Genomic DNA, 22,483 nt, shown 5'->3' on the forward strand with positions numbered 1-22,483 from the left:
CCGGTTCGCGGTTCAGTCGCGGGTGTCCCCCAGAGGCCAGACGTACGGGCCCTGGGGGTCGTCGAGCCACGCCCACTGGCCGTCGCCGCTGACGGTGACCCCGAAGCGCTCGCGGGCCGGCCGGTCCTCGCGTCGCCACAGGTCCAGGGCCTCCCGCGGGTGCAGGACCCCGTCCGTCAGCACGAGCATGAACTGGAAGCGCTCGTTCTCCACCAGTTCGTACGGGAGCCCGTGCGCCACCCCGGCGGCCGGATCCCGCGGCGGCGCCGCCGTGGCCCCGCGCAGCGGGACGAAGTACGCCGGGGTGTGCAGGAAGCGGCCCTCGGCGAAGTCGGCGTCGCGGACCGTGAGGGCGATCAGCCCTGTGGACAGCGGGGCCAGGATCCGTGCCCCGGGCCGGCACTGGGCCGTCCAGGCGTGCGGCACCATCGGCAGCGTGCACGTCACCAGGATCCGGTCGAACGGGGCCCGCGCGGGGCAGCCGCGCGCCCCGTCCCCGGTGACCACCACCGGGTGGTAGCCGAGCTCGGCCAGGTGCGTCCGCGCGGACTCGGTGATCTCCTCGTCCAGGTCCACGGTGGTGACGAGGTCGTCGCCGAGCCGGTGGCAGAGCAGGGCCGCGTTGTATCCGGTGCCGGCGCCGATCTCCAGCACGTTGTCGCCGTCGCGCACCTCCAGCGCGTGGAGCATCTTCGCCATCAGGGAGGGCTGGCTGCTGGAGGAGACCAGTTGGCCGTCGCGCAGCCGGGTCGCGAGCGGGGTGTCGGCATAGACCCCGCGCAGCCAGCGGGCCCGCTGCTCGGGATCGGGGTCCTGCGCCCAGAGGCGCTCGTGGCCGGCTCCGCGGCCGGTCCAGAAATAGGGGACGAAGACGTGCCGCGGCACGGCGGCGAAGGCCGCCCGCCAGGCAGGATCCTCCAGTACCCCGGCGGCGGTCAGCTCCCGCACCTGGGCGGCGTGCGCGGTCTCGCGCAGATCCCGCACCCCGGTGGTGCGTGCGGTGTGTGCACCCATGCCTCCACTGTCCTGCTGCCGGCCCCCGGGGGCGAATGCGGGTGAATGCGGTGAATGGGGGCGGTCCCGTGGAGGGTCCTAGGACCCCGGTCCTCCGTCCGGGCGTCTGAGACGATGGTCGGGTGAATGAGATTCCGCGGGGCACGCTTCAGGAGCAGACCTTTTACGAGCAGGTGGGCGGCGAGGAGACCTTCCGCCGTCTCGTCCGGCGCTTCTACCAGGGGGTCGCGGAGGACCCGCTGCTGCGCCCGATGTACCCGGAGGAAGACCTGGGTCCGGCCGAGGAGCGGTTCACGCTGTTCCTGATGCAGTACTGGGGCGGCCCGACCACCTACAGCGAGCACCGAGGACATCCGCGGCTGCGGATGCGGCACGCCCCGTTCCAGGTGGACGCGGCGGCGCACGACGCCTGGCTGCGCCATATGAGGGTCGCGGTGGACGAGCTGGGTCTGGCCCCGGAGCACGAGGCCCAGCTGTGGAAGTACCTGACCTACGCCGCCGCGTCGATGATCAACACGGCGGGCTAGGCAGGCAGGGCAGCCGCGGGCTCAGACCGGCCGGACCTGGAGGGCGCCCAGGCCGGCGGTGTTGCCGGGGCGGCGCAAGGCCACGGAGCCGTACGGGGTGCGCAGGCGCAGCCAGCTCCCGGCGGCGAGCAGGGCCACCGGGTCGGGGTCCTGGGGCGCGGGGGCGGCGGCGGGCACGGGGGACCGTACGGGCCGCAGGAAGCCCAGGGACTGCGCGGCGTGCACGGCGCGCAGCGGAAGCTCGGTGTCGCCCAGCGTGCGGGACCAGATCTCACGGCCGATGCGGTCGCGCTCGGAGCGCGTCCGGTGCTGCGCGGGCAGCGCCTCGTCACGGGCGCGGAACTCGGCGACGGCGCCCGCCACGGCCGCCCGCATCTCCTCGGACCCGGGCAGCCCGGGCAGCTGCCGCCAGCCACCGCGGGGCGGGAGCACCCCGGCCCAGGGCGGGCCGGTGACCGGCGCGGGCACGGTGGCCTCGGCGGCGGCCTCGTCCACCGATTCCAGGAACTCCCCGGCCGAGACGGTCAGGTCGAGCGGGGTGGCCAGCGGGGTGGCGAGCCGCACCGTGCGGATGGCCAGGACCTCGAAGGACGGCGGCCGCCCGAAGACGGCGACCGCGCCGCCGCCGGCCTGGAGCCGGACGGCCGCGGCGCGGTCGTAGTGCACGAGCCGGCCCAGGAAGGCGGCGAGGTCCGCCGCCTCCCCGGAGTCGGCGAAGTGCAGCCGTTCGTTCATGCCGCGAGGCGTCCTTCCGAGCCGGCCGCCGGCGTGCCCGGCTCGTCGAGGTACTTCTGCAGGAAGTGCTTCTCCTCGGCCGTGATGCGGCGGGGCCGCCCCTCGGCGAGGTTGTAGGGCACGACCACCGTCGAGGCGCGCACGTAGACCTTCTCGGGCGCGTCCTCGGTCGCCTCGTCCTTGACCTCGTAGCCGATGGTCAGGGACGCGGCGCCTATCCGGGTCACCCAGGACTCGATGAGCACCGGCTCGTGACGGTGCACGAGGGGCAGCTTGTAGTCGATCTCGTGACGGGCCACGACGGACCCGCCCGTGAAGGACTCGCTGCCCTCCCCCGGCGCCAGCCGGAACATGAAGTCGATCCTCGCCTCCTCCAGGTAGCGGAGGAAGACCACGTTGTTCACGTGGCCGAAGGAGTCCATGTCCGACCAGCGCAGGGGGCACCGGTAGTGGTGTCTTGCCATCGTGCGGGCCTCAGCCTCGGGTGAGCTTCTTGTAGGTGGCACGGTGCGGACGGGCCGCGTCCGGGCCGAGACGCTCGATCTTGTTCTTCTCGTACGACTCGAAGTTGCCCTCGAACCAGTACCACTTCGACTCGCCCTCGTACGCCAGGATGTGCGTGGCGACCCGGTCGAGGAACCAGCGGTCGTGGGAGATGACCACGGCCGCACCGGGGAACTCGAGGAGCGCGTTCTCGAGCGAGGACAGGGTCTCGACGTCGAGGTCGTTGGTGGGCTCGTCGAGGAGCAGCAGGTTGCCGCCCTCCTTGAGCGTCAGCGCCAGGTTGAGGCGGTTGCGCTCACCACCGGACAGGACGCCGGCCGGCTTCTGCTGGTCCGGGCCCTTGAAGCCGAAGGCGCTGACGTACGCGCGGGACGGCATCTCGACCTGGCCCACGTTGATGTAGTCCAGCTCGTCCGACACGACCGCCCAGAGGGTCTTCTTGGGGTCGATGTTGGCGCGCGTCTGGTCGACGTAGCTGATCTTGACGGTGTCGCCGACCTTGATGGCGCCGGAGTCCGGCGTCTCCAGGCCCTGGATCATCTTGAAGAGCGTGGTCTTGCCGGCGCCGTTCGGGCCGATGATGCCCACGATGCCGTTGCGCGGCAGCGTGAACGACAGGTCGTCGATGAGGACCTTGTCGCCGAACGCCTTGGAGAGGTTGTTGACCTCGACCACGATCGAGCCCAGACGCGGGCCCGGCGGGATCTGGATCTCCTCGAAGTCCAGCTTCCGCATCTTGTCGGCCTCGGCCGCCATCTCCTCGTAGCGGGCGAGACGGGCCTTGGACTTGGTCTGACGCCCCTTGGCGTTGGACCGCACCCACTCCAGCTCTTCCTTGAGGCGCTTCTGGCGCTTCTCGTCCTTGCGGCCCTCGACCTTGAGGCGCTGGGCCTTCTTCTCCAGGTAGGTGGAGTAGTTGCCCTCGTACGGGTGCGCACGGCCGCGGTCGAGCTCGAGGATCCACTCGGCGACGTTGTTCAGGAAGTACCGGTCGTGGGTCACGGCCACGACGGCGCCCTTGTACTGCGAAAGGTGCTGCTCCAGCCAGTTCACCGACTCGGCGTCGAGGTGGTTGGTGGGCTCGTCGAGGAGGAGCAGGTCCGGGGCCTCGATCAGCAGCTTGCACAGCGCCACGCGGCGCTTCTCGCCACCGGAGAGGTTGGTGACGGGCCAGTCGCCGGGCGGGCAGCCCAGGGCGTCCATGGCCTGCTCCAGCTGGGCGTCGAGGTCCCAGGCGTTGGCGTGGTCCAGGACCTCCTGGAGCTTGCCCATCTCGTCCATGAGCGCGTCGGTGTAGTCGGTCGCCATTTCCTCGGCGACCTCGTTGAAGCGCTTGAGCTTGCTCATGATCTCGGCGGCGCCGTCCTGGACGTTCTCCAGTACGGTCTTGGACTCGTCGAGCTTCGGCTCCTGCATGAGGATGCCGACCGTGTAGCCGGGCGACAGGAAGGCGTCACCGTTGGACGGCTGCTCCAGGCCCGCCATGATCTTCAGAACGGTGGACTTACCGGCGCCGTTCGGGCCGACCACACCGATCTTCGCGCCCGGCAGGAAGTTCAAGAAGACGTCATCGAGAATCACCTTGTCGCCGTGCGCCTTGCGCGTCTTGCGCATGGTGTAGATGAACTCAGCCAAGAGAAACCGTCCGGCAGATCGATGGTGGGCAGATACACCCCATCTTGCCAGCCGTCCATACCTGCGGGCGAATGGGTAGGTCAGCGCCCCTGGCCAGGGGCCTGTGGCGGGGGCCGGCGACAGGTGCTGAGCCCGTGGGGCGGATCCGGCGCGGCAGGCGGCGCCGCCGTGCCGGAAAGGCACTCGCCCCGCCGCCCCGCCACGGGCAGGATTCCGCTGACGTGACCTGCAAGTGACCTGCAGTGACCTGCAGTGACCTGCACGATCAACCGGGGGGTTCAGTTGGGAAGCACACTCATCGGGTTGGCCACCGCCGTCGTGGGCGTGACGGGCACCCTCATCGCATCCGTCCTGTCGCAGCGCATGATGGCCCGGCTCCAGGCGGACCAGTTCGAGCGGCAGCAGCGGGTGGCGGAAGCGCAATGGCACCGTGAGCAGGACGTGGCCGAACTGGCCCGCCGGCGCGAGGCCTACATGAACGTGAACGCAGCGCTCCGGCGCTACCGGACCCATCTGCTGAACTTCTTGTGGAACGTCCGCAAGGACGCCGTCACGCCAGAGGCCCGGGAGGTGCTCGAGGAAGCCCGGCGCGACCACCACTCCGCGTTCGCCGAGGCCCAGATGATCGCCTCCGCCGGCGTCCTGGTCGAGCTGGACGCGATGACGAAGACCCTGTCGGAGACCTACCGCCGGATCATGTGCCTGGAAGAAGGCACTCCTGATCCGGATGGTTCGTTCGACGACATACGGACGGACTTCGTCGGCCTGTGGGAGCAGTGGGAGCGGATGCGCGGCGTGATGCGCGCCGATCTCGGCGTGGGGCTCGATTCGGCCGGGCACCCCGCGATCGCCCCCTGACCGTCGCGGCCCCTGGCGGGGCGCCGTCACGTGTGCGGGCGGTAGACGGTCAGGGCGTCGGGGAGGGAGTCGAGGACCAGGGCGGGCGGGGCCTGCGCGTACTCGCCGTCGTACGCGAACGGGGTACCGGGCGGGATGTCCTCGATCCGCAGGCTGCGCAGGCGGGTAGCCACGTGGACCGGGGAGCGGGTCAGCGGTCCCGCCAGGGCGGCGGCGAGCAGGCGGGGGCCGGGGCGGCCGCCGCCGTGGACGAGCCGTACGTCGAGCAGGCCCTCGCCCAGGTTGTCGCGGCGGCGGGGGGTGGGGCCGGTCCCGTGGTAGGTGCCGTTGCCCGCGAAGAGCAGCCAGACGCTCCGGGGCCGCCCGGCCGGGCGCAGCCGCACCGGGCGCTCGGCGCGCAGTACCCGCCAGGCCGCCACCAGGGCGGCGGGGCCGCCGCCGATGCGCGGGGCCCAGCGCAGGCGGTGGCGCAGCAGCTCCGGGTAGGCGCCGATGCTGAAGTTGTTCAGGAAATAACCAGGCCGGCCGCCCTCCGGTCCGGGGGTGAAACGGCCCACGCCGATGTGGACGGCATGACCTTCGGCCACGGCGCGGCAGGTGTCCTCGGTTCCGCCGAGGCCGAGGTCCATCGCGAAGTGGTTGAGGCTGCCGCCGGGGAAGACGGCCAGCGGCAGCCCGGCGCGCAGGGCTGCGGTGGCGGCCGCGTTGACGGTGCCGTCGCCGCCGCAGACCCCGAGGACGGTGGCGCGGGAGGCCGCCGATTCCAGTGCGTCGGCGAGCTCCTGGCCCCCGCACTCGATCACCTCGGCCCGGGGGAGCCGGTCGCGCAGCAGGTCGAGGCGCGCGGCCGCGGCCGTGCCGGACGTGGTGTTGACCACCACGGTGAGCCCGGCCCCGTCGGGCAGCGCGGGCACGCCGGCGGCGGGCCGCTCGGCACCCGGGACGATCCTGGCCTCCTTCGCGTCGCGGGCCAGCCGGTCCACGACGAGGCCCGCGGCCACGCCGAGCGCCGCGCCGGCGAGCACGTCCGAGGGGTAGTGGACCCCGGTGTACACCCGGGAGAAGGCCACGGAGGCGGCCACCGGGGCCAGCGCGGCGGCCCAGCCCGGGGACTCCAGCGCCAGCCCTGCGGTGAAGGCGAAGGCCGACGCCGCGTGCCCGGACGGGAAGGAGGTCGTCTGCGGCTGCGTCGCGAGCTGCCGCACGGCGGGTACTCCGTCCAGCAGCGGCCGCGGACGGCGTACGGACCATTTGCCGACGGTGTTGATGGTGGCGGAGGCCAGCGCCAGCGAGGCGGCCCCGCGCAGGGCGGCCTTGCGGGCCCGGGCGGATCCGAACGCGACGAGCGCGCCGGCGGCCACGCCCCACAGCACCCCGTGGTTCGCGGCCCGCCCCAGTCTGGGCAGCACCCGGTCGGCCCCCGGCCAGTGTCGCCGGGCCACCACGTCGAACAACTCCCGGTCCCACCGCGCGACCGCGCCGCGCCAGGTCAACTCTTGATCGGCCATGGTCTGCCCCTACCCCGAGCCCCGCACCGGAACCGACCCGGCCGTCCTGCCTCCGGCCACGGACAGACCGACTAGTGCTCCTCCTCGTCCAGGGGGCGCTTGCGGAGCAGGAGGACCACCAGGCCGCCCAGGACCACCAGCCCCACCGCCAGGGAGGCGATGACCGGGGTGGCCGCCGAGCTGCCGCTGGAGGCCAGCCGCTCCTCGTCCGGGGAATCCGGCGTGGTCTGCGCGATCTGGCCTGCGGGCTGGATGCCCGTCTGCTGCCCCGCCTCCGCGGTGACGGCCTGGACTGCCGGGGGCTCCGGCCAGACCGCCGTGGCCGTGGCGGCGGCCGCCGACTCGCTGGAACCCGCCACGATCTGCGCCTGGGCCGGCACCCCGCTGGTGAAGACCCGCCCGACGGGAACCTTCGTCGCGCCGTGGACGGTGACCGAGGCCGTGCCGTCGGGCGTGCCCACGGGCACCTCGAAGTAGAGCCGGGTGCCGTTGGCAGCGGATCCCAGCGGCCGCCCCTCGGCGTCCACCACCCGCACTCCCATCGCGACGGCCGCCGCGTCCGGGACCACGGACACGCTCCGCGCGCCGGTCCGCACGGTCACCGGGCCGAGCCGGGTGCCGACCGGCCCGGACACGCCGCCCGGGTCCAGCCCGAGCGAGGCCGGCGGCTCGGGCAGCTGCCCGGCCTCCCGTTGCAGGTAGTCGGCGAGCTTCTCCGCCGCCGGGTCGGCGGCTTCGACCCGGGCTCCTTCCGCCAGCCGCCAGATCGCCACCTGGGTCCCCGCCGCCGCGCTCTCCGCGGTCAGCGAGCCGGCGCCGGCCGCCTCGGCCAGCCCCGCCAGATCGTTGAGCTGGGGGTAGGAGTGCTCCAGGACCCAGCGGATCCGGCCCGCCTCCCGCTTGCCGGCCAGCGGGCTGCCGCTCCAGCCGCTCTCCGTGTACCGGGACTGGGGCTGTGCGTGGCCCTCGACGCCGACCCCGTACGTCTGGAGCATCCCGCCGCCGTCGACCCGCATCTCGTAGAGCCCGGCCGGGATGTGCCGCACGGACCCGTCCCCCGAGTGGAGGACCGCCTGCCCGTACGTCTTCAGCCCGTCCAGCACGGCGCTCGCGCCCTCAGGCGCCCGGGGCACCGCCGTGCCGGAGTCGGCGGCCGCCCGGGCTCCGGGGGCGGCGGTGAGGGCCGCGGCCAGCAGGGCCACGGCCAGCGGACGCCGCGCGGAGCCCCGTACGGCCGCGGCGGGCGAGGCAGCGGCGTTCGGGGCGGGACGAGGAACGGAACGCGGCGCCGGATGCGGAACGGAACGAGGAACCGGATACGGAACCGGATGAGGAACGGAAGCAGGAGTGGAAGCGGGAGTGGAATCAGGAGCGGAGGATGCGGGAACGGCAATCGACACAGTCTTCCCCTTCGGGCCAAAGACCCAGGTGCCCGTGAGTACCGGGGAATCCTAACCGCCGTGAACACTCAGACCACCGCCGCCTTCTGAGTGTCCATCAGCGGGGTGTCGATCTTGACGATCCGGCGGAACGCGGCCGTCCCCCGGTTCAGATCGTGTCCGATGGCCGTCGCGTCGATCTCGGCCGAGACCCACCGGTGCCCCGCCCCGTCGGGTGGGTCCTCCCGCACCCGCAGCCGCCCGTGCACCACGAGCGGTTCGCCCACCGACACGGAACCGGCCAGGTTCACCGCCAGCGTGCGCCGCGCCCACACGGTGTAGAAGCTCGTGGCCCCGTCGGCCCAGGCCTCCTTGCGCCGGTCGAAGTACCGCGGCGTCACGGCGAACCGGAACCTCGCCGACCGCCCGTTCGGCGTCTCCTTGTAGTCGATCTGCGTGGCCACGTACCCCACCAGCGTCACCAGGGTGTCGTTCATCCCGGTCGCCCTCCCCCGCGATGCCCGCCCGTACGGACCATCCGCACGAGGTACGCACCATGCTGGGGCCGGCCGCCGACACGCGCTCCGGCCTGTGGACTACTGACGGGTTGTGGACAACTTCGTCCCCCCTGCGGCGACGGCCGCGTACTGCTCGCGCACCTCCCGGTAGCGCAGCAGTTCCGCCGCGACCGGCTCCAGCACCCTGGCCCGCCCGCACCCGGCGGCCGCCTGCCGCAGCCTGCGCTCCGCGTCCTGCCCGTACCTGCGCGCCGGGCCGCGCGCCGCGATCGAGCAGGCCCACTCCACCAGCGGCCCGCCGACGATGCCCGCCACCATCAGGAGCACCGGCGGCAGCAGCTGCGGATCCAGGATCCCGATGATCTGCCCCAGCAGCCACAGCCCGCCGTAGATCTGGAGCAGCGTCATCGCCGCCTGCGCCAGCACCGCCGCCGGCCACCACGTGGGGCGCGGCGGCTTGGCGCTCGGCACCGCGACCGCCGCCCCCAGGGTCACCGCGATCTCGTCCAGGGCCTCCGGCAGGTGTTCGGCGCCGCGGACCGCCGTCTCCCGTACCGCCTGCGCCCAGGGTTCGGGCAGCCCGGTGACCGCCTCGTCGGCGACCGCCCGTACCGCCTGCTCCACGCGCTGACGCGCGGTCACCTCCGCCTCGACCGGCGCCTCCACGACCGGCGCGCCCCGGCCGCCGATCGCCGCGAGGGCGGCCAGCCCCGACAGCGTGCGCGGGGCGCGGCGGCCCTCGTACCACCGCCACAGCCGCAGCCACGGCGTCCCGCAGGCCTTTCCGGCGTTGCGCCGCCAGGCACGCTCGGCCGCGAGCCCGGCCGCGTACGCCCCGACCGCCTCGGCCAGCCGGTCCTCGAACTCGGCGCGCGCCTGCTCCCCGATCTCCGGCCCGGAGTGCCCGTCGGCGACGTACAGCGGGCGCAGGCGCACGGCCGCCCGGTCGACGTCGGCGGAGATCCGCCGGGTCGCCGCGCCCTTCTCCTGGGTGAACTGGGCCAGCAGCTCGCGCAGTTCCCCGACGCCCTCGCCGGTCAGCGCGGACAGGCCCAGCACCGTGGCGCCGGGTTCGTCGTACTCGCCGAGGGCGATGCCGTCCTCGTCGAGGAGCCGGCGCAGGTCGTCCAGGACGAGGTCGGCGGCGTCCCCGGGCAGCCGGTCCACCTGGTTGAGGACGACGAAGGTCACCTCGGCGTGACCGGCCAGCGGCCGCAGGTACCGCTCGTGCAGCACCGCGTCCGCGTACTTCTCCGGATCCACCACCCACACCACCGCGTCGACGAGCGCCAGCACGCGGTCCACGTGGTCGCGGTGCGCGCCGACCGCCGAGTCCAGGTCGGGCAGGTCGACGAGGACCATCCCGCGCAGCGCCTCGGCCTCCGAGGTCTCGCGGGGCCGGCGCCGCAGCCGTCCGGGGATCTCCAGCCGGTCCAGCAGTCCCGCCGCGCCGTCCGACCAGCTGCAGGCGATGGGGGCGGCGGTGGTGGGGCGGCGCAGCCCCGTCTCGGAAATCTGCACTCCCGCGAGTGAATTGAAGAGCGTGGACTTGCCGCTTCCGGTGGCTCCGGCGATCGCGACGACGGTGTGCTGCGGGGACAGCCCGCGCCGCGCGGCCGCCTCGTCGAGGACCCGTCCGGCCTCGGCCAGGGTCTTGCCGTCGAGCCTGGTCCGGGACAGTCCGACCAGCTGGCGCAGCGCGTCGAGGCGCAGGCGCAGGGCCTGGCCCTCGGGGCTGAGCGGGGGTGCGGCCGACTTGCCGCCATCGCTGCCGGCCCCGGAAACGGCCCGTACGAGCGCCTCGTCGCCTTCGTCGCCCTCGCCGGCCCCGTCGCCGTCGTCCGCGGCGGGCTCGGCGGGCTCGGGCCGCGAGCGCGCGATGAGTCCGTCGTCCCAGCGGTCCTCGGTGCGGTCGGCCAGGGAAGTCACCGCGTCACCTCTCCTTCTGCAGTAGGGACAGCGCGGCAATCAGTTCGGCCTGTGGTTCCGGGGTCACTTCGAGGGCCTCCAGCGGGGCGAGCCGGCGATCGCGTTCGGCGCGCAGCACCTGGTCGAGGTGGTCGCCGACCAGCTCCGCGCCCCGGTCGCGCAGCCGCAGCGCGGCCTGGGCCCCGATCCGCTCGGCGAGCTTCTCCCCGGCGGGCCGGGCCCGCTTGCCGCCGAGGAGGGCGGCGACGAGCAGGGCCGCGACGGCGTCCGGGTCGGGTGCGGGCTGCCGGTCGAGGGCGGCGACCTCGTCCTCGGCGAGTTCCTCCAGTACGCGCCGCCAGCGCCGTACGGCCATGCCGATGCGTTCCCCCGCCTCCCTGTCGGGCGTGGGCAGGGGCACGGCGCCGGCGGCCGGCTCGCGCCGCCAGGCGTCGGCGATCCGCTCGTCGGCGGCGGCGACGGCGCACTGGAGCAGCGCGGCGAGGGATTCGGCGAGCGAGTCGAGGAGTTCGTCGGCGCTCGTGTCGAGGGGGTAGCCGCGCCACCGGGTCAGCGCGTCCCCGGCCAGTACGGCCCCCTGGTCGAGGCGGTTGCGGACCCGCCTGCCCTCCCGCTTGTACGCGTCCTCCACGGCCGAGGTCAGCCGTACGGCGGCGGCGTGCTGCGCGGCGACGGCGGAAGCGAGTTCGGGCATCCGCCGGTTGAGGGAGTCCAGCGCGCCGAGCGCGGTGCGGCCGACGGCGTACTGCCGGGCGGCGGGGTCCTGCGCGTGGTGGGCGAGCCAGGCGAACAGCGGAGCGACGGCGCTGGCCGGGAGCAGCCCGCCGCCGCCCGCCGACTCGGGGAGTTCGGGCACCGTGAAGCGCGGTACGTCGCCCAGTCCGGCCCGGGTGAGCAGGGCCCCGTACTGGCGGGAGACCTCGGCGAGCACCTGGTGCGGGACCCGGTCCAGGACGGTGACGAGGGTGGCCTTGTACTGCTTGGCGGTGCGCAGCAGGTGCCAGGGGACGGCGTCGGCGTACCGCGAGGCGGTGGTGACCATCACCCAGACGTCGGCGGCGCAGATGAGTTCGGCGGCCAGGGTCCGGTTCTCGACCACGAGGGAGTCGATGTCGGGGGCGTCGAGGATGGCGAGTCCGCGGGGCAGGGTGGAGACGGTCTCGATCCGCATCTCGCGGGTGGCGTGCCCGCGTCCGGGGCTCCGGTCGCGGCCGCGGGAGGCGGGGGCGGGCTCGTCCTCCCCGTGCGGCACCCAGACGCGCATGAGATCGGGCAGCACCCGCATTCCGGCGAACCAGTGATGATCATCCGGATGGCAGACAAGGACCGGGGTGCGCGTGGTGGGGCGCAGTACCCCGGCCTCGCTGACCTGTCGTCCGACGAGGGAGTTGACGAGGGTGGACTTACCGGCTCCGGTGGACCCGCCGACGACGGCGAGCATCGGCGCCTCGGGCGCCTTCAGCCGGGGTACCAGGTAGTCGTCGAGCTGCGCGAGCAGCTCGGCTCTGGTCTGGCGGGCGCGCGGAGCGCCGGGCAGGGGCAGCGGCAGACGCACGGACGCGACCCGGTCGCGCAGGGCGGACAGGGCATCGAGCAGCTGAGGCCGAACATCCAAGGTCACCACATGCGAAGAATGCCCAATTTAGGACCATTTTTGAAGCTTATACGTCCTCTGCGCGCCGACCGCGAATCCAGTGGGACATCCTGGACACGGAGGACGAGTGGGGCGCAGGCATAACGAGTGCACAACACCCACGGCGCCGCGGCGCAAAAGCGATGCGAGAATCGCACCTGCCTGCGATTATCGGGACCGCTTCACCGAACCTCCACATCGTGGCACGCGAGTGAAGCAACCGGGACAAGGCGACCGGAGCCCTATCCTTGACCCGGCACGGACCCGAAGCCCCACCCCCACCAGGGGCTCCAGGCCCACCAAGGCCACCTTCCGGCCCCCGTAGCTCAGTGGATAGAGCAGGTGCCTTCTAAGCACTTGGCCGCAGGTTCGAGTCCTGCCGGGGGCACTCTTTCCGCACCACCCCGAGCCCTCCCTCCGCGGAGGGCTTTTCTGCGGGTCAGCGCCTACGCGGCCCCCCGTCCGCACCGGCGTCCGGCGGGGCGACACGCCCGGCGTGCGGTTGACGCCTATGTCCCCGTACGGGTGCCCCGGGCGTCGCACGGAAGGGGGCGGTCCGGGTGGTCCTGGGCGAAGTCCTCTCCGATGTCGCCGACCGTGTCCGCCATGGCCCCGTTGGAGATGCGGATGTGCCCGGAGAACGGCCGGTCGATGTCGGCGATGAGGAGCAGGGAGCCGGTGAACAGGGCGGCCAGGACGGACAGCAGCACGAGGTGCGAGGGGCCGCGCTTGAGGGGCAGGCCGAAGGCGAAGGCCCCGATCGTCGCGGCGAGTGCGGTGACCATGAACCAGTAGACGATGGGCGGGATCGCCGGGGCCGCCTCGGACAGCCGGGTCTGGCGGGCTATGGAACGCTCGTCGTCGGCCTCGACCAGGAGCTCGAACGTGTGGTCGCCCTTGTGGGCCAGCTCCTTGAAGTGCCGGCGGAAGTCCGAGGACCAGACGGAGGCCTCGGGGGCCTTCTGGCCGTTCTTGTCCATCTGCGGCCACTCGTACGCCAGGATGGCGCGCGCGTAGCAGACGGCGTCGGCGTGCATCCGTTCCCGTTGGGGCTCCGGGGCGTAGTCGGCCACCTCGTAGAGCTGGTCGACCCGGTGGGCCTCGGCCCCCACGGCCTGACTGGCGGTGCCGAACGACTCGGCGGCCACGACGATGACGAAGGCCACCAGGAGGACGGCGAGCGTTTCCAGGGGGCTGATCAGGTCGCTGACGGACGCCTCTTCGCCGTCCTGCGGCGGCCGTCGGCGCCGGTGGTGGTTGGCGACCAGGCCGGCGGCGAGGGCGGCGGCCATGGCCGCGACGGTGATGATCGTAACCATGTGCGGGCCCCCGGGGTGGAGGTCGGTGGTCTTACCGGACCCCCCGCGCTCCAGCCCACCATGCCGCGCCGCCTCCGGCGAGGCGGGCCGGGTGCGGTGTGCTCCATGTGGCCCCGGGACCGGGGCCGGGTCCGTCGCGTGACGGGCCCGGCCCGTTCGGCCGCCCGGCCGACGGCCGGTGTGGTCAGATGCGGTCGGCCGCGATCAGGACGTACTGGAAGGAGCCGTCCTTGTACGAGTTGATGAACGCCTCTTCGATACCGGTGACCAGGGAGGACGTGGCCCGCAGCTCCCAGTAGGGCAGGGTGTCGGGAGTCAGGTCGATGACGGCCTGCGGTACGAGCCGGTTGTCGGCCATGGCGCGCAGGTACTCCCGGCGGGAGTGGATGTTGCACTCGAAGTGCGCGTTGATCTGGGAGACCCACTTCGAGGGCTGGCCGTAACGCGGGTTCCAGCAGCCGGTGATCGTCACGTAGCGGCCGCCGACCGCGAGGATGCGGGAGTGCTCGGCGAACAGGTCGTGCAGGTCGACGTACATGCTCGACTCGTTGTTCCACGAGGCCGCGGCCCGCCCGGTCTCGAAGGGCGTGCTCAGCATGTTGCAGACGCGGGCGTGGACGTGGTCCTCGATGCCGAGTTCGCGGGCACGCCCGTTGGCGAAGTCGGCCTGCTTCGCCGACAAGGTGACGCCCTCGACCTTGCATCCGAAGCGCTGGTGGGCCATGACCATCGAACCGCCGCGCCCGCAGCCCGCGTCCACGAGGGTGGCGTCGCGCTCGATGCGGCCGAGGTGGTCGAGGAGGACTTCGGCCTGCGCCGACTCCAGGCGGTGGAGTTCGGCGATCAGCCTCTTCTCGTAGGCGCTGTCGTCGGCGTCGCCGAGGGCGGCGTGGTCGACGTCGCCGATGCCGTAGTGGTGGTGGTAGAGACCGTCGACGTCGCCGAGGCGCAGGTTCACGGGCCGGGCCTCGTGGTCCCAGTAGCGGGCGATGTCCCCCTGGTAGGCCGTCGCCGGGGTGGGAATGAGCACGGAAGTACCGGCGGCAGCGGAGGAGGAGGAAGAGGAGGAAGAGGTGGTGGTGGTGGTGAGATCGGTGCTAGTCACGGATAAGTCCCATCCTTACCAGAAGTCGGGCAGGCTGTAGCGGTAGGTATTGGTCTGGTGCCAGTAGTGGTTGCCGTCGACCCACACGGCCACTCCCCGCAGGAAGCGCAGCACGCTCGGGACGGGGCAGGTGACGGCCAGGTCGGCGGCCGCGGCCTCGAACTCGTGCATGAGGTCGTTGTGGACCTCGACCGCCTTCAGGTAGGCCTCGCGGTCGGAGAGGCCCTCGCGTTCCGCGATCACCACGGGCAGGTTGAGGTGCCGGCCGGGGCTGGCGAGTTCCTTGGTGTACGAGTACAGGTCGTTGACGATGGTCGTGGCGTTCCCGGCGAGCGCGATGACCTTCTGCATGGCGGGCTGGGCATGCAGGTCCGCCGGCAGTTCGTAGCCGCCGACGGTGTCGGTGATGGTGGGGCAGGGGCGGAAGTTGTTGAACTGGCGCATCGCCAGGTACTCCCACACCTCGGGGACGTGGTCCGTCTGGGCCCAGGCGGCCTCGGCGAGGTACCCCATGTGCAGACGGGCCATGTCGTGCCGGTACCGGTCGGCTTGGGAGGCGGTGGACTGCCGGACGAAGTACTCCATCGCGGAGCGGTAGGCGCGCCGCGGCGCGTCCGCGTGCAGCGACTCCCCCCACTGCGGCTGGTACTCCTTCGTCGTGTGGAAGGGGTCGAGGGCGGTGTGGGCCAGCAGAAGACGTCCGCCGAGGCCGATCGGCGAGCCCCCGTGGTCCTCGCAGTAGCAGTCGTCGACCGCGTTCTCGGCGACCATCAGCCGCGTGGCGATCATCAGGTGCTCGATGGTCGGGGCGTCCGGATGGCAGGCCACCATGTAGCGCCCGACCAGGAAGCCGTCGAACTGGTCCTCCCATTCCTCGGGGTACAGCTCGACCTCGTCCAGTGCCCAGGCCTTGATCCTGCGGCCGACCTCCTCCACCCGTGCCGGATCGGGTTCCGGCACGGGGTGGTAGTAGAGACCCGGGATCGGATGTCCCGCCGTCGGCGCCACCGGCGCCCCCGCTGCCTCAGGCGCCCCGGCTGCCTCAGGCGCCCCGGGCGCCGGAGGCGTCGGCGGCTCCTCGCTGCGGGCCAGGTGCAGGCTCGCCGTGCCCAGACCGCTGGGGCCGCGCAGGATCCGCTCCAGGGCAGCGCTCGGCTGCGGGGCCGGCGCCTCGGCAGGGGCGACGGAGAGGGCGCGGGCTCCGAAGGGGACCGCGGGGGCGGGCAGGCTCGAGTGCAGAGGGGAAAGCCCAGGATCGGGCATCCGTAACTCCTTGGTGAGGTGAGTGGGCTGTCCCGGATCCCGGGCACGCTCGGCCGGCCCGGGAAGGTCCGGGCTGTCGTGACCCCCGGGCAGGTCCGCTAGTCGCAGCGCCTGCGGGCGATCTGCACGTTCTCCAGCACGCCGAGCGCGTCGGGCACCAGGATGGCGGCGGAGTAGTAGGTGCTGACCAGGTAGGAGATGATCGACCTTTCGTCGATGCCCATGAAGCGCACCGACAGGCCGGGCTCGTATTCCTCCGGCAGACCGGTCTGACGCAGGCCGATGACGCCCTGGTTGTCCTCGCCGGTGCGCATGACGAGGATCGAGCTGGTGTTCTCCTTGGTGATGGGGATCTTGTTGCACGGCAGGATCGGGACCCCGCGCCAGGCCGGGACCTGCTGCCCGCCGACGTCGACGTGATCCGGGTACAGCCCGCGGGCGTTGAACTCCCGCCCGATCGCCGCGATCGTCTTGGGGTGGGCGAAGAAGAACTTCGAGCCCCGGCGGCGGCAGAGCAGCTCGTCGAGGTCGTCCGGGGTGGGCGGGCCGGAGTGGGTCTGGATCCGCTGCTTGAAGTCGGCGTTGTGGAGGAGGCCGAACTCCCGGTTGTTGATCAGCTCGTGCTCCTGGCGCTCGCGCAGCGCCTCGATGGTGAGCCTGAGCTGCTCCTCGGTCTGGTTGTGCGGCCCGTTGTAGAGGTCGGCGACCCTCGTGTGGACCCGCAGGACGGTTTGGGCGACGGAGAGCTCGTACTCGCGCGGGTTGAGTTCGTAGTCGACGAAGGCGCCGGGCAGTTCGGGTTCGCCGGTGTGGCCGGCCGACATGGCGATCTCGGCCTCGCCGTGACGGTTCTGCCGCTGGAGGGGAAGCGAGCTGAACTGCTGGACGTGGGCCTGGAGGCGCGGCGCCGAGGACAGCACGGCGGCGAACTCGGTGCGGGAGAGGGTCAGCAGGGTGCCGGCGGTCTCGGCGGTGGCGGTGTAGTCCCACTGGGCGTCGGCGTCCAGGAGGGCGTTCTCACCGAACCGGTCGCCGTCCGCGAGCACGGCGACGGAGACCTCGTCGCCGTACTTGCCGACGGTGGTCTGGCTGATCCGGCCGTGGGCGATCAGGTGGATCTGATCGGCGGGGGTACCGCGCTCGACCAGTACCTCGCCCGCACGGAAGTCGCGTTGGACGCAGCGGCCGGCGAGCGCGGTCAGCACCTCTTCGTCGTCGAAGCCGCGCAGCAGGGCCAGTTCGCCGAGTTCGCGGGGGATCACCCGGACGTGGGCACCGTCCTGGATGAACTCGATGTGTCCGTCGCCCATGGTGTAGCTCAGTCGGCGGTTCACCCGGTAGGTGCCGCCCTTGGTTTCCACCCAGGGGAGCATCCGCAGCAGCCAGCGGGAGGTGATCTCCTGCATCTGCGGGGCGGACTTGGTCGTGGTGGCAAGGTTGCGGGCAGCCGCCGTGCTCAGGCTGGACTGCTGGGGGGGCTCCAGCTGCGCTTCCGGGCTGGTGTCAACGGTCATCGGGCGAGCTCTCCTTCGTGGGGATGGCGATCGGCGTACGTGCGCGTTACCGGTGAAAGAGGAAGAAAGACGGCGAACATCCGGGAATCCGTCCAGATCCGGGGGAACAGTACCCACCGGTTTCGCCCGTCGGCACGACAACGCCGGTGGCACCCGCACGTATTACCTCGATGCAGTGATCTTTCGCAGCACGAGGTTTGCCCGTCTTCTCTACGAGATCTCCACGATCCTGACGGCCTGGTAGTACAACCACGCGGTGCTGTCGCAAGAGCCCCGCCGGGCGCCGGAGTACCGTGCGCAGACCCTCCTCAGATCCGCGTGGAAGGCGTCGTCGAGGCGGGGTTTGGCGGCCTCGAACAGCCCGGCCGCCCGGTGGTTGCGGTAGCCGAAGTCGTGCCGCGCGCAGGCCAGTCGGAAGGGGAAGCCGAACGGGTTGTCCGGGGAGCCGGTGCAGTGGTCCGTCGACCAGTCGAAGCCGTACGGGGCCCAGGCGGACGGGTTCTCGCGCGCCTCGGCCCATGCCGCGTAGCTGGCGGCGTCGGCTTGTGTCCAACGGCTCAGCACCTGCGGCTTGTCGGCCGGGACCCCGGGCGCCGCAGAGGCGGCCGGCGCGAGGGCGAGCACCGCGGCTGCGGCCGCCGATGCGAGAGCAGGGACGATACGGCGGACGGCACGACGGCGCATGGCATTCCTCGGGGCGGGAACGGGGCGGAGCGGGGCGAGAACGGGGCGGGGCAGGCAGGTCGCCCTCGGCCAACGCCAACTCCCCCGGACGCCGGGTGGTTACTGCCGCGCCACGGCCCAGCGGATCCGGTCACCGTTCGCCGCGACGGCGGCGCTGCGCAGGAACCGTCCCCCTCCCCGTACTCCCCCCTCGTGATCGACGAGGACATCCGGCGCCCGGCAGCCGGATCCGCCTCGTCTACCCTCGGTCAGGTGATCGACCACCTGAACGAGCTCGGCGACGGCGCACCGCGGACCGGCCCGCCACCTGAGGGAGCGGCCGTGGCCGTGTGGTCCCTGAACACCCTGCGGGAGGCGGTCGGCGGCCGCCCGGTCGCCGGGGCCGAGGCGGTACTGGACGCGGCCGAACGGGAGCGCGCCGAACGGCTCCTGAGGCCGGCCGACCGGCACCGGTACCTCGCCTCGCACCTGGGCCTGCGCGTCCTGCTCGGCGACTACCTGGGCCTGGCCCCGCACGAGGTCACCCTGGTCCGCGAGACCTGCCCGTGCTGCGGAGGCCCGCACGGCCGGCCCGCCGTGGCGGGCGGCCCGATCCACTTCTCGCTCTCCCACAGCGGCGACGTGGCCTACCTGGCCTTCGCCGCGGTGCCGGTCGGCATCGACGTGGAGGAGACGCCGAGCGCGGAGGCCCTGGCCGACGTACTGCCGCTGCTGCACCCGGCGGAGATCGCCGAGCTGAACGCCCTGCCCGAGGCGGACCGGCGGCGCGCGCTGGCCCGCGTGTGGTGCCGCAAGGAGGCCTGCCTCAAGACCGACGGCACGGGCCTCGCCCTCGGGCTGACCGACCCGTACGTGGGCTCCGCGCCGGCCCCGGCCCCCGTCCAGGGCCTGATCCTGTGCGACCTCCCCGCCCCCGAGGGGTACGCGGCGGCCCTGGCCGTACGGGACGGCACCCCGTAGCGCTGCGGCCGGAAAAGTTCACCGGGTCGCGGCCCCCGGCACGGCACCCCGCCGCATTAGGGTGACCGCCATGGACATCCGCCGGGCCCGCACCACCGCCGAGCTCACCGCCGCCGAGTCCCTCTTCGACGGGCCCGCCCGCGGCGACTGGGCCGAGCGGTTCCTCGCCGCGCCGGGTCATCTGATGCTCATCGCCTACGTGGACGGCGTGCCCGCCGCCATGGTCTCCGGCGTCGAGATGACCCACCCGGACAAGGGCACCGAGATGTGCCTGTACGAGCTCTCCGTCGACGAGGGGTACCGCCGCCGCGGGATCGGCCGCGCCCTGACCCTCGCGCTCGCCGACGAGGCCAAGGCCCGCGGCTGCTACGGCATGTGGGTGGGCGTCGACACCGACAACGAGGCGGCCCTCGCCACCTACGCGTCCGCCGGAGCCCGCGACGAGGGCGTCTTCGCCATGCGCGGCTGGCCGCTCACTCCGTAGCCGACTCGGGTGCCGTCGCCCGCGCGGCGGCGTGTCGTGCGCCCACTCGGCGCACCCTCCGCGCGCCCCCGCCGGCGTTCGCCCAGCATCGGCCACATGACCGCATTCGCCACCCTCCTCCCGACCGCCGCCTTCCTCCCGGCCGCCGCCCTCCTCGCCACCGCCGCCACGGCCACCGCCCTGCCGCCGGCGCCCTCCGGCGCCACTACTGCCCGGACCGCCCCTTACGTCGTCGTCCTCAAGGACACCGCCTCCCGGGCACCGGCCCGCGCCCTGGCCGCCGAGGCGGCGGACGCCGGCGACGAGGTCACGGCCGTCTACGACACCGCCCTGAACGGCTTCGCCGTCCGCACCACCGAGGCCCGGGCCGCGGTCCTGGCCGCCGACCCCCGGGTGGCCTCGGTGGAACCGGACGCCGTGTTCCACACCACCGACACACAGCCGCAGGCCCCCTGGCCGCTGGACCGGATCGACCAGCGCGAGCTGCCGCTCGACGGCTCGTACACGTACCCGAACAGGGCCGACGGCGTCACCGTCTACGTCGTGGACACCGGGATCAACACCCGCCACCGGGAGTTCGGCGGCCGCGCCCGGGCCGGCTACAACGGGCTGTTCCTCCAGACCTCCGGCGACTGCAACGGCCACGGCACGCACGTCGCGGCGACCGTGGGCGGGGAGACGTACGGGGTCGCCAAGGGGGTCTCCCTCGTCTCGGTGAAGGTGGCCGACTGCCGCGGCGCAGGGCGGCTTTCGGCCATGGTCGGCGGCATCGAGTGGATGGTGCGGCACGCCGCCGGGCACCCCGCCACCCCGGCCGTCGCCAACATGAGCATGGGCGGCTCCCGCAGCCGCGCCCTCGAGGCGGCGGTCTCCCGGGCCGTCGCCGCCGGGATCACTTTCGTGGTGGCCGCGGGCAACGACGCCAAGGACGCCTGCACCGGGTCACCGGCCTCCGTCCCGCAGGCCGTCACGGTCGGCGCGACCGACTCCGAGGACCGGCGCGCGCGGTTCTCCAACCACGGCCGCTGTGTGGACCTCTCGGCGCCCGGCGTGTCCGTGGTCTCGGCCTGGAAGGGCTCCACGACCGCCACCGCACGGTCCTCCGGCACCTCGATGGCCGCCCCGCACGTCGCCGGAGTGGCGGCGCTGATCCGCGCCGACGGCACGCGCAAGACCCCGGAGCAGGTGGCCGCGGCGCTGACGCACGCCGCCGTGCCGGACCGGATCACCGGACTCCCCGCAGGCACCCCCAACCTCCTGCTCCACACCCCGACCGCGCGCTGAGCGCCCCACCGACCAGTCGGTATCGGATGTGCCATCAGACCGCCTCTGATGGCACATCAATGTCTGTGTGCTTCCGGCGAAAACAAGTCATTGACTTCTCATCACGGCGACGCGTCAATGTCGGCCACCGCACCGGCTCGGCCTCCCCCACACAGCGGGTGGGGGGAGGGGTTCGTCATGACGAAGGAGTCGCGACCCAGTGAGTACGAGAATGCTCAGACGAAGAGTGCTGGCCGGGGCCGGAGCGCTTTCCCTGGCCCTGACGGGCGGTGTGGTCGGGCTGGCCGGCTCCGCTCAGGCCGCGACCAAGACCACCGCGGTGTTCGAGAACTGCGACGCCCCGGCCCCGCAGCCGGACGGTTCGGGCAACCAGGACTTCACGGTCACGCTGCCCGACGGCGCCAAGGCCGGCGACGTCGTCCCCATCACGATCGACCCGGGTGCGAGTCCGCTGGTCCCCGGCTTCTCGGTCACGACCGTGAACACCTCCAAGATCACCCTCAAGGTCGGGACGACCACCCAGGTGGTCACCAGCCCGCCCGAGACCGTCACGGTCGTGGCCGGGCAGCCGCTCGACCCCAAGGCCTTCTCGGGAACCATCAAGATCCCCGACGGCACCGAGGGCACCACGGTCGACGTCGCACTCGACCTGGCGGTGACCGACGCGGACCTCTCCGGTTCGGTCTTCACCACCACCTGCACCCCGGCGCCGCGTCCCAGCGCCTCCCTCGGCTCGGTCGCCGTCGAGGCCCTGCCCAAGGACCCGGTCACCACCAGGCTGACGCCCAACAGCGGCCCGGCGGGCACCGCCGTCGTCGTCACCGGCGCCAACTTCCCGGCCGGCGCCGTCACCTGTTCCGCCCTGCTCGGGGGTGTGGCGACCGGTGACACCGGCACCGGCACGGCAGCCGCGTCGGGCGCCGCCACCTGCGACATCACGATCACCAAGAAGGCCGACACGATCAAGATCGACGGTTCGGTCACCCCGTACAAGGCCTTCGTGTTCCTCGAGGAGCAGGCGGGCGTGAAGAATCCGGTCGACATCGAGGTCCTGCCCGGACCGCTGGCCCTCGGCCCGAAGGACGGCCAGCCGGCCGTCAGCTTCGGTGCGGTGACCATCAACGGCAAGGCCCAGTCGGTGGTCGGCGTCTTCAACGCCGCGACCGTCCAGGACTTCCGCGGCGGCTCGCTCGGCTGGGACGTGACGGCGACCCGTACGCCGTTCCTGAACCAGACCACCGGCCACTCGATGGCGAAGGCGCAGATCGGCATCCAGCCCACCTGCACCGTGACCAACCCGGACAGCCCGAGCACCTGCACCGCGGGCGCGCCCGGCGCGATCTCCGAGACCCCGATGAAGGTGGCCTCCCAGGCCGCCGGCGGGGAGGAGCTGACCGGTGGTGAGTTCGCCGTCGGCGGCGCGGGGATGATCCAGCTCCCGCCGTTCATGTTCGCCGACACCTACCAGTCGGTGGTCACCTTCTCCATCGCCTGACCCGGAACGGTCCCCGGGTGGTGGGGGGGGGGGGGGGGGGGGGGGGAGACGGCAACCTCTGTCTTCCATCTAGGAAAGAAACAACCAAAGCACCACACCCACACCACCCCACACCTCGCCCCACTTCTCCCTTCC

Annotated in this window: 20 protein-coding genes and 1 tRNA gene; 7 read left to right on the plus strand and 14 right to left on the minus strand. The window is 72.7% G+C overall.

Annotated elements, in window-relative coordinates:
* Window positions 1-12: 12 nt before the first annotated feature.
* Window positions 13-1,014, minus strand: coding sequence for a methyltransferase domain-containing protein (locus tag ACZ6I1_RS23240; protein WP_469290047.1), 1,002 nt, complete (start codon window positions 1,012-1,014; stop codon window positions 13-15).
* A 122-nt stretch (window positions 1,015-1,136) separates the two neighbouring features.
* On the opposite strand from ACZ6I1_RS23240, the gene ACZ6I1_RS23245 reads away from it, so the two are divergent.
* Window positions 1,137-1,541, plus strand: a complete 405-nt coding sequence (locus ACZ6I1_RS23245; RefSeq protein ID WP_469290049.1) for a globin — start codon at window positions 1,137-1,139, stop codon at window positions 1,539-1,541.
* A gap of 21 nt (window positions 1,542-1,562) precedes the next feature.
* Here ACZ6I1_RS23245 and ACZ6I1_RS23250 read toward each other — a convergent pair whose 3' ends face one another.
* The 3 genes from ACZ6I1_RS23250 to ettA are packed head-to-tail and all read right to left on the minus strand — an operon-like array spanning window position 1,563 to window position 4,415.
* A complete protein-coding gene (locus tag ACZ6I1_RS23250; RefSeq protein WP_469290051.1) occupies window positions 1,563-2,276 on the minus strand; it encodes a DUF8010 domain-containing protein in 714 nt (237 codons plus the stop codon).
* On the minus strand, window positions 2,273-2,740 hold the full coding sequence (locus ACZ6I1_RS23255; RefSeq protein ID WP_446587007.1) for an acyl-CoA thioesterase: 468 nt from the start codon (window positions 2,738-2,740) through the stop codon (window positions 2,273-2,275). Before ACZ6I1_RS23255 ends, ACZ6I1_RS23250 begins: the two co-directional genes overlap by 4 nt.
* A gap of 10 nt (window positions 2,741-2,750) precedes the next feature.
* Complete coding sequence (gene ettA, locus ACZ6I1_RS23260; protein ID WP_469290053.1) at window positions 2,751-4,415, minus strand: energy-dependent translational throttle protein EttA; 1,665 nt, start codon at window positions 4,413-4,415, stop codon at window positions 2,751-2,753.
* Between the two features lie 303 nt (window positions 4,416-4,718).
* Between ettA and ACZ6I1_RS23265 the strand changes: the two genes are divergently transcribed.
* Window positions 4,719-5,273 (plus strand): hypothetical protein, encoded by a 555-nt coding sequence (locus ACZ6I1_RS23265; protein WP_469290055.1) that lies wholly within the window; start codon window positions 4,719-4,721, stop codon window positions 5,271-5,273.
* Window positions 5,274-5,299: 26 nt separating this feature from the next.
* Here ACZ6I1_RS23265 and ACZ6I1_RS23270 read toward each other — a convergent pair whose 3' ends face one another.
* From ACZ6I1_RS23270 to ACZ6I1_RS23290, 5 genes are all read right to left on the minus strand, one after another.
* Window positions 5,300-6,781, minus strand: coding sequence for a phosphatase PAP2 family protein (locus tag ACZ6I1_RS23270; RefSeq protein ID WP_469290056.1), 1,482 nt, complete (start codon window positions 6,779-6,781; stop codon window positions 5,300-5,302).
* 71 nt (window positions 6,782-6,852) lie between these two features.
* Complete coding sequence (locus tag ACZ6I1_RS23275) at window positions 6,853-7,983, minus strand: thioester domain-containing protein (RefSeq protein WP_469290058.1); 1,131 nt, start codon at window positions 7,981-7,983, stop codon at window positions 6,853-6,855.
* A gap of 266 nt (window positions 7,984-8,249) precedes the next feature.
* Window positions 8,250-8,657: a single-stranded DNA-binding protein gene (locus ACZ6I1_RS23280; protein ID WP_469290061.1), complete on the minus strand. Its 408-nt coding sequence runs from the start codon at window positions 8,655-8,657 to the stop codon at window positions 8,250-8,252.
* 99 nt (window positions 8,658-8,756) lie between these two features.
* A complete protein-coding gene (locus tag ACZ6I1_RS23285; RefSeq protein ID WP_469290063.1) occupies window positions 8,757-10,607 on the minus strand; it encodes a GTPase in 1,851 nt (616 codons plus the stop codon).
* A gap of 4 nt (window positions 10,608-10,611) precedes the next feature.
* On the minus strand, window positions 10,612-12,222 hold the full coding sequence (locus ACZ6I1_RS23290; RefSeq protein ID WP_469290065.1) for a dynamin family protein: 1,611 nt from the start codon (window positions 12,220-12,222) through the stop codon (window positions 10,612-10,614).
* Between the two features lie 333 nt (window positions 12,223-12,555).
* Between ACZ6I1_RS23290 and ACZ6I1_RS23295 the strand changes: the two genes are divergently transcribed.
* Window positions 12,556-12,628 (plus strand) — tRNA-Arg (locus tag ACZ6I1_RS23295).
* A gap of 121 nt (window positions 12,629-12,749) precedes the next feature.
* On the opposite strand, the gene ACZ6I1_RS23300 is transcribed toward ACZ6I1_RS23295, so the two are convergent.
* The 5 genes from ACZ6I1_RS23300 to ACZ6I1_RS23320 all read right to left on the minus strand — a co-directional run bounded on the left by ACZ6I1_RS23300 (window position 12,750) and on the right by ACZ6I1_RS23320 (window position 18,125).
* Complete coding sequence (locus tag ACZ6I1_RS23300; RefSeq protein WP_469290067.1) at window positions 12,750-13,559, minus strand: bestrophin-like domain; 810 nt, start codon at window positions 13,557-13,559, stop codon at window positions 12,750-12,752.
* Between the two features lie 184 nt (window positions 13,560-13,743).
* Window positions 13,744-14,664, minus strand: coding sequence for a geranyl diphosphate 2-C-methyltransferase (locus tag ACZ6I1_RS23305; RefSeq protein ID WP_469290069.1), 921 nt, complete (start codon window positions 14,662-14,664; stop codon window positions 13,744-13,746).
* Between the two features lie 15 nt (window positions 14,665-14,679).
* Entirely contained in the window at window positions 14,680-15,927 is a 1,248-nt protein-coding gene (locus ACZ6I1_RS23310) for a family 2 encapsulin nanocompartment cargo protein terpene cyclase (RefSeq protein ID WP_469290071.1), read from the minus strand.
* Window positions 15,928-16,025: 98 nt separating this feature from the next.
* Window positions 16,026-17,441 carry a family 2B encapsulin nanocompartment shell protein gene (locus ACZ6I1_RS23315; RefSeq protein WP_469290073.1) on the minus strand — a complete coding sequence of 472 codons (1,416 nt, stop codon included), beginning with the start codon at window positions 17,439-17,441 and terminating at the stop codon, window positions 16,026-16,028.
* Between the two features lie 210 nt (window positions 17,442-17,651).
* A complete protein-coding gene (locus ACZ6I1_RS23320; RefSeq protein ID WP_469290075.1) occupies window positions 17,652-18,125 on the minus strand; it encodes a phospholipase in 474 nt (157 codons plus the stop codon).
* Between the two features lie 252 nt (window positions 18,126-18,377).
* Here ACZ6I1_RS23320 and ACZ6I1_RS23325 point away from each other — a divergent pair, with 252 nt between their 5' ends.
* The 4 genes from ACZ6I1_RS23325 (at window position 18,378) to ACZ6I1_RS23340 (ending at window position 22,348) form a co-directional block, all read left to right on the plus strand.
* Window positions 18,378-19,085: a 4'-phosphopantetheinyl transferase family protein gene (locus tag ACZ6I1_RS23325; protein WP_469290077.1), complete on the plus strand. Its 708-nt coding sequence runs from the start codon at window positions 18,378-18,380 to the stop codon at window positions 19,083-19,085.
* A gap of 70 nt (window positions 19,086-19,155) precedes the next feature.
* Window positions 19,156-19,569, plus strand: a complete 414-nt coding sequence (locus ACZ6I1_RS23330) for a GNAT family N-acetyltransferase (RefSeq protein ID WP_469290079.1) — start codon at window positions 19,156-19,158, stop codon at window positions 19,567-19,569.
* A 96-nt stretch (window positions 19,570-19,665) separates the two neighbouring features.
* A complete protein-coding gene (locus ACZ6I1_RS23335) occupies window positions 19,666-20,853 on the plus strand; it encodes a S8 family peptidase (RefSeq protein ID WP_469290081.1) in 1,188 nt (395 codons plus the stop codon).
* Between the two features lie 211 nt (window positions 20,854-21,064).
* Complete coding sequence (locus tag ACZ6I1_RS23340) at window positions 21,065-22,348, plus strand: hypothetical protein (RefSeq protein WP_469290082.1); 1,284 nt, start codon at window positions 21,065-21,067, stop codon at window positions 22,346-22,348.
* The last annotated feature ends 135 nt before the right edge of the window (window positions 22,349-22,483 follow it).

The sequence above is a fragment of the Streptomyces sp. NPDC046303 genome, assembly GCF_055588085.1.